This is a genomic window from Methylorubrum aminovorans, from assembly GCF_022179725.1.
GTDB lineage: Bacteria > Pseudomonadota > Alphaproteobacteria > Rhizobiales > Beijerinckiaceae > Methylobacterium > Methylobacterium aminovorans.
Window position 1 is genome coordinate 81,249 of record NZ_BPRC01000012.1, and the last position, 13,256, is coordinate 94,504.

Here is a 13,256-nt window from a genome sequence, read left to right on the forward strand (position 1 = left end):
TTCTCCGTTCGGCCCTCGGCTTCAAGCCGGGCATACCCGGTGAGCTTGCCGATGGCTTCCTTCAGCGAGCCCGCGGGCGGGCTCGGCGAAAGTCGTCTTCACGCGCTCGGTCACCTGCATCTCTTGGTGTCCAGAAAGTCTCCGGCCCGCTTCAGATGCTCGGTCGATTGCGCTATTCAATAGTACGAAAACACCAGTAGGCCGGTTTTTAAGTACTGGGCGATGGAAGTGGAAAGCCGTTCTCGCGCCCCCAGATCACCGCTTCCGCCCGTTTGTGGACGCCGAGCTTGCGGTAGAGGGCGGCACCGTGGTTGCGCACGGTGTTGCGCGAAAGGTTGAGCCGTTTGGCGATGGCGTCGTCGGCAAGCCCCGAGCAGATCAGGTTCAGGATCTGGCGCTCGCGCACCGTCAGCGTCGGGCTTGCGCCATTGCCGTCCGGCTGCCCGGGCTGCCGCAGATTGGCGAGCTTCTCGATCAGTCCGCGGCTGAACCATGAGGTGTCGGCCATGACCGTCTCGATGGCCTCGAACAATTCCCGCTCGCCGCGCTTGCGCTCGGTGATGTCCTGAAGGACCACGAGCGCGAAGGTCGCGTCCCCGATCTCGATGCGCTCGCCGGAGGCGAGGCAGTCGAGCTCCGTTCCGTCCTCGTGGCGCAGGCAGACCTCCTGCCCCGCGACGAAGCCGGTCCGCCTCACCATGTCCTCGAACCGTTCGCGGGTTGCCCCCGCGACCCACAGCCCGACTTCGCTGAACGAGCGCCCGACTATGCCATCCTCGCCGTGGCCGAAGACCCGCGTGAACGCCTCGTTGATGGCGGTCACCGTGAAGGTATCGAGGCGCGACAGCAGGGTCGGGACGGGCGTCAGACGGAACGCTTTGGCGAAGCGCTCCTCGCTCTGCCGGAGGGCCGTCTCGGCCTTCCGGCGGAGTTCGAGATCGGCGAAAGTGAAGAGCATGCAGGGCTCGTCGCCCATCTCGATGGGCTGGCCGGCCACGATGACGAAGCGGCTGTCGCCGTCCGGCAGCGTGAGGCAGGCCTCCATCTGCGGGATGGTGGCACCCTCGTTCAGGCGATTGATGGCCAGCTCGCGGTTGCGCGCGCCGGTGAGGACATCGACCTCGTAGACGCTGCGGCCGATGACGGCATCGCGCGTGTGGCCGGTCATTTCGAGGAAGCCGGCATTGACCTTGACGTGGCGCAGATCCGACAACCGCGTGATGATTGCGGGTGCCGGGTTCGCGTTGAACGTCGCCTCGAAGCGCTGCTCGGCCTCGAACTGGTCCGAGACGTCCTTCAGGATCAGGGCAAGGCAGCTCGGACGACCCTCGCGATCCGTTGCGACGAGACTGCGCAGGGAGTGGACGAAGTCGACTTCCGGCTGATCGGCACGCCGGACCTCGACGACGACGTCGTGGAACTGCTCGCCGGCCACGACCCGTTCGATCGGATAATGCTCCGGTGTCCGGTTGTTGCGGTAGCGCAGGGCGAAGCGCTCGCGGTAGGCATCAACATCGCCGCCGAGTTCGTCGATGCTGGTGACCCCATGCATCGCCAGGGCGGCGTCATTGGCATAGGCGATGGTCTGATTGGGCTCGACCAGGATCACGCCTTCACTCAGGCCGGCGATGATCTGCCTCAGCTCATGCCTGTCGATGTCCGCCGTCACGCGCACGCCGCTCCGTCGCACCTGAAACTGCCAAGACGGCAGCGGTGCACAAACGAGTTGCGCACAAATCGGTTCCGGTCGGCTTCTGGTATCGCAAGATCACGTTTCTGATACTGACGGACCCCAGAACTCGCTGGAGTAGGCGCGTCGCATCACCCCGCACGGGCTCGCGGATTCTAGCTCCTGGCCGGTGCGCTCGTCGGAATGGGATGTGATGGCCATCGCTGCCGAATGCCCAGACGCCGGCAATATGGTCAGCCGCAAACGACAAAGCCCCGGACGGTTAGTCCAGGGCTTCAAGTTTCGTGCCGAGTCAGGCCGAAGGTTTGTGGTAGCGAGGGAGGGATTTGAACCCCCGACACAAGGATTATGATTCCTCTGCTCTAACCAGCTGAGCTACCCCGCCACAACCGCGAACGGCGCTGCGGCGTCGTCCGGTGGGCGCGGTATATGGAGAAGGGCGTGGCGGTGTCAACGGTCTGTTGCGACCGCTGCACCCATTCTCCCGCTCAGAGCGTCTGTCCGAAGATCTGAGCGACCTGCGGGATGTCCTTGTCGCCGCGCCCGGACATGTTCATCACCATCAGGTGCTCGGCCGGCTTGATCGGCGCGAGTTCAAGCACCTTCGACAGGGCGTGGGCGGGCTCAAGCGCCGGGATGATACCTTCCAGCATCGAGCACAGCTTGAACGCCTCCAGCGTCTCCGAATCGGTCGCAGACAGGTAGGTGACGCGGCCCATTTCGTGCAGCCACGCGTGCTCGGGGCCGATGCCCGGATAGTCGAGACCCGCCGAGATCGAATGCGCGTCGGCGATCTGGCCGTCCTCGTTCATCAGGAGGTAGGTGCGGTTGCCGTGCAGGACGCCGGGCTTGCCGCCGGTGAGTGAGGCGGCGTGGAGGCCGCTCTGCACGCCGTGGCCGGCCGCCTCGACGCCGTAGATCTCGACCTCGCGATCATCGAGGAAGGGGTGGAACAGCCCCATGGCGTTCGAGCCGCCGCCGATGCAGGCGACGAGCGAATCCGGCAGGCGTCCCTCCATCTCCAGCATCTGCTGCTTCGTCTCGATACCGATCACCGACTGGAAGTCGCGCACCATCGCCGGGTAGGGATGCGGACCTGCGACCGTGCCGATGCAGTAGAAGGTGTCGGCGACGTTCGTGACCCAGTCGCGCAGAGCCTCGTTCATCGCATCCTTCAGGGTGCGCGTGCCCGATTGCACCGGCACCACCTCGGCGCCCAGCATCTTCATACGGAACACGTTAGGCGCCTGCCGCTCGACATCGACGGCGCCCATATAGACCACGCATTTCAGACCGAAGCGGGCGCAGAGCGTCGCCGTGGCGACGCCGTGCTGTCCCGCGCCGGTCTCGGCGATGATCCGCGGCTTGCCCATGCGGCGGGCCAGCAGGATCTGGCCGAGCACGTTGTTCACCTTGTGCGAGCCGGTGTGGTTCAGCTCCTCGCGCTTGAAGTAGATCTTCGCGCCCTTCCCCGCCGGCGCTCCGGCGCGCAGGTGCTCGGTGAGTCGCTCGGCGTAGTAGAGCGGGCTCGGGCGGCCGATGTAGTGGGTGCCGTAGGACTCCATATCCGCCTTGAACGACGGGTCGGCCTTGGCGTCGGCATATGCCTTCTCCAGGTCGAGGATCAGCGGCATCAGCGTCTCAGCCACGAAGCGGCCGCCGAAGATGCCGAACCGGCCGCGCTCGTCCGGCCCGGTGCGGAAGGAATTGGGAGCGGGGTTCAGCGTCACGGGGACGGTCCTTCGCGAAAAATCGATTGTCGGCTCGCGTGCTAGACCCATGGGACGACGGCTGCAATGCGTCACAGCCGGACAACTCGTCGGACCGTCCCCGCGTGGGGGTGGAATGGGAGGCCGACGGTCAAGCCCGGCGGCGCGCGGCGGCGACGAAAGCGGTGATTCGAGCCGGATCCTTCTCGCCCGGACGAATCTCGACGCCCGACGAGACATCGACGGCCGCGAGGCCCGTGCGGGACAAAGCGGTCCCGACATTCTCGGCATCGAGGCCGCCCGACAGCATCGTGCCCGCGGGCAGGACCACGCCGCGCAGGATGTCCCAGTCGAAGCTGCGTCCGTTGCCGCCGGGTAGGTCGGCGCCGGGAGGCGGCTTGGCGTCCAGCAGAAGCCGGTCGGCCACTTCGGCGTAGTCGGGCAGCGCGACGAGATCGGCCGCGGCTGCGACGCCGACCGCCTTCAGAACGGGCCGCCGGGTCCGCGCGCGGATCTCCGCGACGCGCTGCGGGCTCTCCTTGCCGTGAAGCTGGATCCAGTCCGGATCGAGTGTCTCGGCGACGGCGGCAAGGAGCACATCGTCGGGATCGACCAGCAGCACGACCCGCTGTGCCCTCCCCCGCGCTCGCCCCGCGAGACCGCGGCCCTTCTCCAGGCTGACGTGGCGCGGGCTCTTGGGGAAATGGACGAAGCCGACGAGGTCGGCCCCCGCGTCGAGTGCCGCGTCGAGGGTCGCTTCGGTGCTGAGACCGCAGATCTTGACGTGCACCTCGGCCATCGCAGGGGAATGCTCCGGATTCTCAGCGCGCCGCCGGGGCCGGAAGCGCGGTGTGCGTGCCGGCGCCGGCGTAGCCCGGCTCGAAACCGGGCGTGCCGAACGTCTTCAGTTCCGCCGCCTCCTTGGCGAGGCGGTCGGCCTCGCGGCGGTGGTAGCGCGCGCGCTGGCGCGTTCCGGCCTGTCCGAGCCAACTGCCGATGCCCCCGACCAGGATGCCGAGCGCCACCGCGCCGAACAGCACGGCGTAGAGCGGCAGGACGAGGCTGAACACCGGCTCCGGCGAGAACGGATCGAAGGAGAGCGTCACGGGCTCGCGGTTGGCGACCGCAAGCAGAACGACCACCACCGCGATCGGCAGCAGAACCAGCGCCTTTAGAAAACGGATCATGCAACGGATCTCCGACGGGACGGCAGGAGCCTGCGGTCGGCTCCGCCCGATGCCGCGAACGGCGTTCGAGCGGGCGCCTCTCGCGGCTCAGACCGCAGAATTAGAGCGCAAGACGACGATGGGGATGGCGTTTCGGCGCATGGGATCATCGAACCGGGGACCGAGACGGAAGATCGGCCGATACGATCAGGCGCTCGGCTGCTCGTCGCCGATGCCGGCCCGGTTGAGGCGCAGGCGCATCTCCTTCCCGGTCTTGAAGACCGGGATCGCCTTCTCCGACACCGCCACGGACTCGCCGGTGCGGGGGTTGCGGCCGCGCCGTGCCTCGCGGCGTTTGACCGAGAAGGCCCCGAAGCCGCGCAGCTCCACCCGGTCCCCCTGGGCGAGCGCATCAGCGATGGTGTCCAGGATCGCGTTGACGAGGGTCTCGACGTCGCGCTGATAGAGGTGAGGATTCTGCTCTGCGATCTTGAGCACGAGTTCCGACTTGATCATGCGGCTCTCTTCCGGATGAGGGGCGTCGCGGCAGGGTGCGAAACCTCAGGGTGCCGGGCGCCAAACGGCGAGAAGCCCGCCCTGGGCGACACCCGCGGCCTCGTCCTCGACGGCGCGGAGGCGGCTGGCGAGCCCATCGAGACCGAGAAGGTCCGCGCCGACGCCGAGGGCCGACCAGAGCTTGAACCCGCCCTCTGCTTTCGGCTTCCAATCCTTCACCGGAAGGTTGGCAGGAACCTGCTTCTCCTTTTCCAGCCACGCTACGGCCTGGCGCTCGCCGCCGAGCTCGTCGACGAGCTTGAGCGGCACGCTCTGGCGGCCGCTGAACACGCGCCCGTCTGCAACGGTGGAGATCTCGCTCTCGTTCATGCCCCGGCGCTCGGCCACGAGGCCCTTGAACCAGCCATAGGTATCGAGAACGATCGAGGACAGGGCCGCGCGGGCCTCGGGAGAGGTCGGGCTGAAGCCCGACGGCTCTGCCTTCAGCGGCGACGACTTCACGGATTCGACCTTCACACCGACCTTGTCGAGCAGGCCGGAGACGTCGGGATACTGAAACAACACGCCGATCGAACCGACGAGCGCGGTTTCACGGGCGACGATATGGTCGGCGGCGATCGCGGTGATGTAGGCGCCCGAGGCGGCGGTCCCGTCCACGAAGGCGACGATCGGCTTCTTCGCCGCCAGCGCGCGCAGGTTGCGATAGAGTTCCTCCGAGCCGGTCGTGGTGCCGCCGGGCGACGAAATGGAGATCACCACGCCTTTGACCGCATTCGACTCCCCGACGCGCTCGATCAGCTTACGGGTCGATTCGCTGCCGGCGATGAAGCCGCCGATCGAGATCCGGGCGATCTGGTTCTCGGTCGCCGGAAACAGCCGGCCCTCGCCGACCCGCGCGCGGTAGCCCAATGCGCCCACGGCGATGATCGCGGCTCCGATGCCGAGCATCCGCCACAGCGTCAGCTTGCGGCGCAGACGGCGGCGGTCGATGAGAAACTCGGCGTCTGCGGCCATCCGACGATCAACTCCTCTCCGAGCGGTCCATCCGGACCGTTGTTCTGTTGGGATCGTCCCGGCCGCGTCCTGTCCGAACGCAACCTCGACCGATCCGCGGATCGGCTCGCCTCTCCGAGACGGGTCGATCCCACACGATGTCCCGGAGCCGGTGCCGCCCGTCGATCCAGATGCCGGCCAAGTCCTTGATGGACTTGGATTCGATCGCGCCTACCGAGTCCGGGGTTGTGTTTAACGCCCCCTGTGGCAGACGGGCAAGAGCCTGTTCCGTCCGAGCCCGGACAACCGGCACCCGTCGTCGCCGAAAGCGATGTTGTCAGGCAGCGACGGACTCAGCTCCGAGCGTAGACTTCCTCGACGTAGCCGTCGCGCATCCAGAACAGGTTGCGACTCAAACGCCGATAGCCGCCGTCGCGCGCCACGAGTTGGGGGACGATAACCTGCCGAAACTCATCCGTGTTCGGTGCTGCTGCTTCCTGATTGATCGAATAGAACAGGGGAGCGATCGTTCGAATACGGGAAAGGTACATGGCCGCCGTCTCCGGAGGCATCTCGGGGAGGGAATCCTGGTTGATCACCAGATCGTAACGCTCGTCCCGTTCGATCTCCCACCACGGCAGGACACGGATCGCGGCCTCTGGCTCCCCGGCCAGAGACAGGTCGAGGCCTGCCTTGAGCAGAAACCAGCCCTGTAGAACGTTGGTGAAGGGCAGATCGAGGATCGTGTAGCGCCGGTCGGGGCGGCGCAGGAACCATGCGAGACCGCCGAAACCGCCGCCGATCTCGACGATGCGGTCAACCACGCCGATCTGCCCGATTCGCCACGCGGCGTAGGCGTGGCTGAAGGCGTGCTCGGGCAGGATGCCGGCGCCGAAATGCACACCGAACGGCGCGCCGACCTCGGGGAAGGTCAGGGGGAAGCCGAGTTCGGCTTCGAGGCGTGCCGGCTCCGGGTAAACGGCGGGAGAACCGTTGAGGGAAGCGGCGAAATCGCCCTGCTCCGGCGAGCGGACGGGGACGAGGCCGAGGGCTTCGGAGAGCCGCAGCATCCGGTCGCACCAGCTTGCGGAAAAGGGCGCCGGAGCGTGACGGGCCAGGGTCGCCATCGTGCGTCCCATCGCGATGCCGTGGGAGAGATGGGACTGGAACAGGTTGTTCAATTGGTCGGCGAGCGCGGCAGCATCGCCGCTCCGGAGCGCGTGATGGAAGGCGGAGAAGCCCTGTGTTCGGGCTGCCCACATACCGGCGCTGTCGGCTTGAATGGGCGACCGTTCGGCACCGGAGCGCCAAGCGGCGATGAGCCGGCGCGCGATCACCTCATCCTCGGGGCCGGGGCGGGGCGGAGCGAAGGCGATCTCCGGCAGATCCGGCCAGGCGCGGTAGGGATAGCGATAGGTCCACAGCCCGGCGATCCCGCCGCCGAGTTCACCGCTTGCGGACGGTACGCGGTAGGGGCGGCCCTCGCGGCGGCCGAAGAGGCGGTAATGCTCTTCCGCGGAGGCGATGTGGCCGGCCTCGATCGCCATCGCCACGTCGGCATTCAGATCGAGATAGGCCTCGGCGGCAAAATCGGGGGGGAGCGGGTCGGGGTGCCGTCTTCCGGGCCCACCCCTCAACCATCTCAAGCCGGCACCCAAGCCCGGGAGGCGGTTTGCCATCGCGCTTCGCCTCAAGACGCTTCGAACAATCGGAATTAAAAAAAGTTCGGGGCCGGCAGAGCCGGCCCCGAGGCATTATGGACAGGCGAGGCGAGTCTTACTCGTCGTCGCCCTTCTTCTTGTTGAAGGCGGCACCCAGGATGTCGCCGAGCGAGGCACCGGAATCGGCCGAGCCGAACTGGGCCATCGCTTCCTTTTCCTCGGCGACTTCCAGCGCCTTGATCGAGACCTGCACGCGGCGGGCCTTGCGATCGAACTGGATGACGCGGGCATCGAACTTCTCGCCGGCGGCGAAACGCTCGGGACGCTGGTCACCGCGGTCACGAGCGAGTTCGGCGCGGCGGATGAAGGTCTGCATGTCGGTGTCGACGAGCTTCACCTCCAGGCCCGAATCCTTCACCTCGACGACCTCGCAGGTGACGACCTGACCCTTCTTGATCTCACCGGCTTCCGCGAAGGGATCGCCGCCGAGCTGCTTCACGCCGAGCGAGATGCGCTCCTTCTCGACATCGACGTCGAGAACCTGGGCGCGGACCATGTCGCCCTTCTTGAACTCTTCGATGACCTGCTCGCCGGGACGGTTCCAGTCCAGATCCGACAGGTGGACCATGCCGTCGACATCGCCCTCGAGGCCGATGAACAGGCCGAACTCGGTCTTGTTCTTGACCTCGCCCTCGACCTCGGAGCCGACCGGGTGCTTCTCGGCGAAGGCTTCCCAGGGGTTCTGCAGGGTCTGCTTGAGGCCGAGCGAGATGCGGCGCTTGACCGAATCGACCTCCAGGATCTGCACCTCGACCTCCTGGGAGGTGGAGACGATCTTGCCCGGATGGACGTTCTTCTTGGTCCAGCTCATCTCGGAGACGTGGATCAGGCCCTCGATCCCCGGCTCCAGCTCCACGAAGGCGCCGTAATCGGTGATGTTGGTCACGCGGCCCTTGAGCTTGGCGCCCTCGGGGTAGCGGGCGGCGATGCCCTCCCACGGATCGGCCAGGAGCTGCTTGATGCCGAGCGAGATGCGGTGCGTCTCGTGGTTGATCTTGATGATCTTGACCTTCACCGTCTGGCCGATGGTCACGACCTCGGACGGGTGGTTCACGCGGCGCCACGCCATGTCGGTGACGTGCAGCAGGCCGTCGATGCCGCCGAGATCGACGAAGGCGCCGTACTCGGTGATGTTCTTGACGACGCCGTCGATGACCTGACCTTCCTCAAGGTTGGCCACCAGCTCCGAGCGCTGCTCGGCGCGGCTCTCTTCGAGCACGGTGCGGCGCGACACGACGATGTTGCCGCGGCGGCGATCCATCTTGAGGATCTGGAACGGCTGGGGCGTGCCGAGCAGAGGAGTCACATCGCGCACCGGGCGGATGTCGACCTGCGAGCGCGGCAGGAACGCCACGGCTCCGTCGAGATCGACGGTGTAGCCACCCTTGACCTGGTTGAAGATCGTGCCGGTGACGCGCTCGTTGGCTTCAAAAGCCTTCTCGAGCTTGACCCACGATTCCTCGCGGCGCGCCTTGTCGCGCGAGATAACGGCCTCGCCCAGCGCGTTCTCGATGCGGTCGACGTAGACTTCGACCTCATCGCCGACCTTGAGCTCGCCCTCGCGGCCCGGGCCGGTGAATTCCTTGAGGGGGACACGCCCCTCGGTCTTGGCACCGATATCGATGACGGCGACATCCTTCTCGATGCCGACGACGGTACCCTTGACGACCGAACCCTCGGTGATCTCGTGCTGGAGGAAAGATTCCTCGAGCAGGGCCGCGAAATCCTCGCGGGCCGCGGAGCTTGCGTTCAGACCAGCAGACATTCTTTCTCCTGAATGGCCTCATTTCGTGAGGCCGCGCCGGCGGCTCGTGTTGCGAAATGCCCCCGTCACCGCCGCCCGCCGGATGGACGATCCGGCCGGGCTCGCCTCCTCTCGGAGGGCCGACGCATGCTGTAAGCGATGGTCGAGGGCCGATCTCCCCGGCGATGCGGCCGCCGGGCACGAGACCCGGATCATGACGATACCGATGAGGAAATCGGTGCGAGCGATACCGGATCCGCGTCGCCGACGCAACGCCTTGCGCGGGTTGATGATCGGCCGGCCGGCGGCGCCCTGGCGCGACGGCGCCGGCTCTCAGTCCGTGGGGCCGTCCGGACGGGTGAGGGCGTAGAGCGTGATCGCCGCCGCATTCGAGACGTTGAGACTTCGGATGGCACCCGTCGCGTCGATGCGCACCAGCAGGTCGCAGCACTCGGTGGTGCGCTGGCGCAGGCCCTTGCCCTCGGCGCCGAGCACGAGCACGGCCGGCCGTCGCGGACCGACAGCATCGAGCGAGGTTCCGGCATCCGAATCGAGTCCGATCCGGGTGAAGCCGCGCTCTCCGAGCGTGATCAGCGCCTCGGCAAGATTGCGCACGATCACCAGCGGCACGTGTTCGAGGCCGCCCGAGGCGGATTTCGCCAGGACGCCGGTGGCATTCGGCGAGTGGCGGGCCGTGGTGACGATTGCGGTCACGCCGAAGGCTGCCGCCGTGCGGACGATGGCGCCGACATTGTGCGGATCGGTGATCTGGTCGAGGGCGAGCAGAAGCGCGTCGTCCGGCATCGCGTCGAGTTCGGGCGCGGCGAGCGGCTCGGCTTCGGCGTAGAGGCCCTGATGCACCGCGTCCGGTCCGAGCAGCTTGTCGATCGCGCTCGGGCGGACGATCTCGGGCTCGATCGGCAGCGTCACCCCGGCCTCGTTGAGGCGTGCCAACGCGTTCTCGGTGGCGAGCAGCCGGTGGAAGTGGCGGCCGGCATTGCTGAGCGCCTGCGACACCGGATGCCAGCCGTAGAGCACGACATGGTCCCTCCCCTCACGGGCCGTTGGTCCCGGCGGATGCTGCGTTCGCGGGCGGGGCCGGAAGCCGTAAGGCTTGGCCGGGCGGTCGCGCGGCGGGGTCATGGGCGGATCTTTCGCGGCAGGTAAGGGGCGGCGTGTCTCGCGTCCGAGAAGCCGATGCGACCGCCTCGCGTCAAGCGGCGGAATCATGCGGCAAGACCGTTGCCGTCGGCGGAGAACCCGACTATAGACCGGGCGCCGTCGGACAGCGCCCTTCGTCTATCGGTTAGGACGTCAGCCTTTCACGCTGAAAAGGCGGGTTCGATTCCCGCAGGGCGCGCCACGCGCATTGTCTGTTATCGAGCCAATATAATTCCGACTCGATGCCAATATAACAGCGACTCGGCTTCCAGGATAAGACAGACTCGATCTCCGCGATAAGAGCGTCGCGGCCTTCAGGATAGGACCGACTCTGTTTCCAGGATAAGAGCGTCGCGGCTTCCAGGATAGAAGCGACTCGATACGAGCGACGCCGTAGGCCAGGGCGGGGTACCAGCTCCAGGATAAGAAAGACTCGGTCGGGGCCATAACTCAGGCCAGGACCGGGGCGTTTCCAGAATAAGAGCGTCTCGCTCGTCGCCGATGCCTTCCGTGTGATGCACGGCGCCAGTTCCAGGATAAGAGCGACTCGATCAATCGACACACGGCCGAGCCATCACCGACCATCCCGTTGGTCGACATGGGTCTCCGCCGTCACCGCCGCCTCCATCGCCTGCCAAGCTTTGAGCACAGCCGGAGCCGTCCTGAGAAAGGCCAACCCGGCCTGCGACAAATCGCCAGATCTGCGGACGCGGATCACGAAGAATGGGGGGCTTTTGAGCGCCGCTTCGACCCGGTCGATAGCCTCTTTCACGACGGCTGAACTCACCCCGCGGGAGGCTGCAGTCCGGCCCAGCGCACCCCGGCCTTTGCGGTTCGCCTCGTCGGCCGCCTGCCACGCGGTGGCGATATCCAGGATCGAAGGTCGGGCGGTCATACCGCGAGTGTGACGGGAAATTCTTGGCGAAACGCCAACGGCCGTTTCGGTCACCTTCTTGGCTGATGGCCAACAAACTCAAAACGCCTCGCGACCCTTTCTTGGCTACCAGCCAAGAAACTTCTTCCGCGTTCGACGGGACTTTGTTGGCTATCGGCCAACAAAGAAGTTGGGCTTACCCGCCTTGGGCGTGGAGTTTGTTGGCCGGTAGCCAACAAAGCTCCCAGGGGCCATCAACAGGTTTGTTGGCTGTTGGCCAACAAACTCGTTCCGCTTTTGGACGGGAACCATTACGATAGGCAACTTCCAAAAACCGCGGGCTCAAGGGTCGGGAGCGTCGCCTTTTCAGGCGCGCAAAACCCTTGCCTGAAAGCATGCAAGCCTGGTCGGCCGTCGGCCTTCGAGCCCGCGTTTCGGGGGTTCGTGACGTCGACGTTGAGACCCCGAAAAGCCGCGTCTCGCGGGCCTGCCAGCGGCATGCCCAGACGTGCCCTGACCGGTCCGACAGACCTGTCGAACGGGGGCTAAATCCCCGGCCCGACTCGCCGATCGCCGGCGCCGAGGGGCTAGCCGAGCCGATCAAATCGAGGCACGGTCGTGGATATACGGCGACTAACGACGGGGGTCGGGCACGATGTAGCGACGAGGTATCCCACAAACGAAAACCCGCGACCGGTCAGGTCGCGGGCTCGCCAGGTTGAAGTCCTCTCAAGGCCCGTGGTCATTCCCTGAACAAGACTACCAGGGGCCTCAACCGGGGGGATTTCATCTGAGGCGGCGACGAGATGTCGCCAGCGCTGCGATCCTGCCACCGCGGGCTCGCCCGCGCAAGCGCGCCTCTGCGCCCCGACCCGGCGGCCCGACTGACCGTTCCGCGACCTGACTTGGCTTCGGCCGGCGCACTGCGTCCGGCGACGGAGGGCGTGCGCGTGTTCGAGATCGACAGCGACATCCTGCAGATGCGCGTGACCGCGCGGATCGTCGAAGACCCCCGCGGCGGGCCGATCCGCCGCATCATCAACGGGCGGCACCATAAGCCCACGGGCCGGTACGCCTCGACGAAGGCCCGGCGCTCCCTCCCGTGGGAGGACATCCGCGAGCTGCGCTACTTCTACCATTGCGAGGTAGACAGCCGGGTCCTCACGTACCTCGCGCAGCCCCACCGGATCGAGATCCTGGTCGGGCGACCGCGCCCGCTCGTCTATTTCCCCGACATCCGCCGCGACCTAGCGGACGGCGCGGTCGAGATCCGCGAGGTCAAGAGGCTCTACGACCCGGAGAGCGACCCCGATTACGACCTGAAGCTCGGCCTTGCCCGCGAGGTCTACCGCGGGCTCGGGTGGTCGTTCGACATCGTCGAGGCCGCGACCATCGAACATCCGGTCACGCTCCGGACCGTCGAGGAGATCCAGCGGAACCGGGACCTGCGGATCACCGCGCACCATGTCTTCGCGGCCCTCGACGTCACGCGGGCCAATGGCGGCGCGGCTCCCTTGGCCATGGTCGCTGATGCCCTCGGCGGTGGCCTCGTGGGCGAGGCCCTCGTGCACGCCCTGGTCGTCCGCCGGTACCTGTCCGTGGACATCACCAAGCGCCTCGGCCCCTCCGCCCTCGTGGCCGCCGTCGAGGGCAGCCTCGACGCGCCCCGTCCCCGGGCCTGA

General features: G+C 66.7%; 11 protein-coding genes and 2 tRNA genes. 2 read left to right on the top strand and 11 right to left on the bottom strand.

The features are described from left to right. Positions 1–208: 208 nt before the first annotated feature. From MFF24_RS17025 to rlmB, 10 genes are all read right to left on the bottom strand, one after another. The gene (locus MFF24_RS17025; protein WP_238225858.1) at positions 209–1,669 is read right to left on the bottom strand and encodes a helix-turn-helix transcriptional regulator; all 1,461 of its coding nucleotides are present in this window, start codon (positions 1,667–1,669) and stop codon (positions 209–211) included. A 329-nt stretch (positions 1,670–1,998) separates the two neighbouring features. Then, a tRNA-Met gene (locus tag MFF24_RS17030) sits at positions 1,999–2,075 on the bottom strand. Between the two features lie 103 nt (positions 2,076–2,178). Further along, entirely contained in the window at positions 2,179–3,420 is a 1,242-nt protein-coding gene (gene trpB / locus MFF24_RS17035; protein WP_238225860.1) for a tryptophan synthase subunit beta, read from the bottom strand. Between the two features lie 130 nt (positions 3,421–3,550). Further along, on the bottom strand, positions 3,551–4,198 hold the full coding sequence (locus MFF24_RS17040) for a phosphoribosylanthranilate isomerase (protein WP_238225862.1): 648 nt from the start codon (positions 4,196–4,198) through the stop codon (positions 3,551–3,553). Between the two features lie 22 nt (positions 4,199–4,220). Continuing rightward, a complete protein-coding gene (locus tag MFF24_RS17045) occupies positions 4,221–4,586 on the bottom strand; it encodes a LapA family protein (RefSeq protein ID WP_133088774.1) in 366 nt (121 codons plus the stop codon). A gap of 186 nt (positions 4,587–4,772) precedes the next feature. Continuing rightward, positions 4,773–5,081, bottom strand: coding sequence for an integration host factor subunit beta (gene ihfB / locus MFF24_RS17050; protein ID WP_003600667.1), 309 nt, complete (start codon positions 5,079–5,081; stop codon positions 4,773–4,775). A gap of 45 nt (positions 5,082–5,126) precedes the next feature. Further along, complete coding sequence (gene sppA / locus MFF24_RS17055) at positions 5,127–6,095, bottom strand: signal peptide peptidase SppA (RefSeq protein ID WP_166058088.1); 969 nt, start codon at positions 6,093–6,095, stop codon at positions 5,127–5,129. A gap of 332 nt (positions 6,096–6,427) precedes the next feature. Beyond that, positions 6,428–7,753, bottom strand: a complete 1,326-nt coding sequence (locus tag MFF24_RS17060; RefSeq protein ID WP_238225864.1) for a putative sugar O-methyltransferase — start codon at positions 7,751–7,753, stop codon at positions 6,428–6,430. 97 nt (positions 7,754–7,850) lie between these two features. After that, positions 7,851–9,560 carry a 30S ribosomal protein S1 gene (rpsA, locus tag MFF24_RS17065; RefSeq protein ID WP_108938334.1) on the bottom strand — a complete coding sequence of 570 codons (1,710 nt, stop codon included), beginning with the start codon at positions 9,558–9,560 and terminating at the stop codon, positions 7,851–7,853. Between the two features lie 312 nt (positions 9,561–9,872). After that, positions 9,873–10,682 (bottom strand): 23S rRNA (guanosine(2251)-2'-O)-methyltransferase RlmB, encoded by an 810-nt coding sequence (rlmB, locus tag MFF24_RS17070; protein WP_238225866.1) that lies wholly within the window; start codon positions 10,680–10,682, stop codon positions 9,873–9,875. A 145-nt stretch (positions 10,683–10,827) separates the two neighbouring features. Between rlmB and MFF24_RS17075 the strand changes: the two genes are divergently transcribed. Then, positions 10,828–10,902: transfer RNA gene (locus MFF24_RS17075), tRNA-Glu, on the top strand. A gap of 372 nt (positions 10,903–11,274) precedes the next feature. Here MFF24_RS17075 and MFF24_RS17080 read toward each other — a convergent pair. Continuing rightward, on the bottom strand, positions 11,275–11,595 hold the full coding sequence (locus MFF24_RS17080; RefSeq protein ID WP_133088770.1) for a hypothetical protein: 321 nt from the start codon (positions 11,593–11,595) through the stop codon (positions 11,275–11,277). 929 nt (positions 11,596–12,524) lie between these two features. On the opposite strand from MFF24_RS17080, the gene MFF24_RS17085 reads away from it, so the two are divergent. Continuing rightward, a complete protein-coding gene (locus MFF24_RS17085; protein WP_238225868.1) occupies positions 12,525–13,256 on the top strand; it encodes a DUF898 domain-containing protein in 732 nt (243 codons plus the stop codon).

Excerpts from the sequence above, each read along its gene's own strand:
- rlmB (WP_238225866.1), bottom strand. The coding sequence starts at position 10,682 with ATGACCCCGCCGCGCGACCGCCCGGCCAAGCCTTACGGCTTCCGGCCC.
- MFF24_RS17045 (WP_133088774.1), bottom strand. The coding sequence starts at position 4,586 with ATGATCCGTTTTCTAAAGGCGCTGGTTCTGCTGCCGATCGCGGTGGTG.
- rpsA (WP_108938334.1), bottom strand. The coding sequence starts at position 9,560 with ATGTCTGCTGGTCTGAACGCAAGCTCCGCGGCCCGCGAGGATTTCGCG.
- ihfB (WP_003600667.1), bottom strand. The coding sequence starts at position 5,081 with ATGATCAAGTCGGAACTCGTGCTCAAGATCGCAGAGCAGAATCCTCAC.
- MFF24_RS17080 (WP_133088770.1), bottom strand. The coding sequence starts at position 11,595 with ATGACCGCCCGACCTTCGATCCTGGATATCGCCACCGCGTGGCAGGCG.
- MFF24_RS17040 (WP_238225862.1), bottom strand. The coding sequence starts at position 4,198 with ATGGCCGAGGTGCACGTCAAGATCTGCGGTCTCAGCACCGAAGCGACC.
- sppA (WP_166058088.1), bottom strand. The coding sequence starts at position 6,095 with ATGGCCGCAGACGCCGAGTTTCTCATCGACCGCCGCCGTCTGCGCCGC.
- MFF24_RS17060 (WP_238225864.1), bottom strand. The coding sequence starts at position 7,753 with ATGGCAAACCGCCTCCCGGGCTTGGGTGCCGGCTTGAGATGGTTGAGG.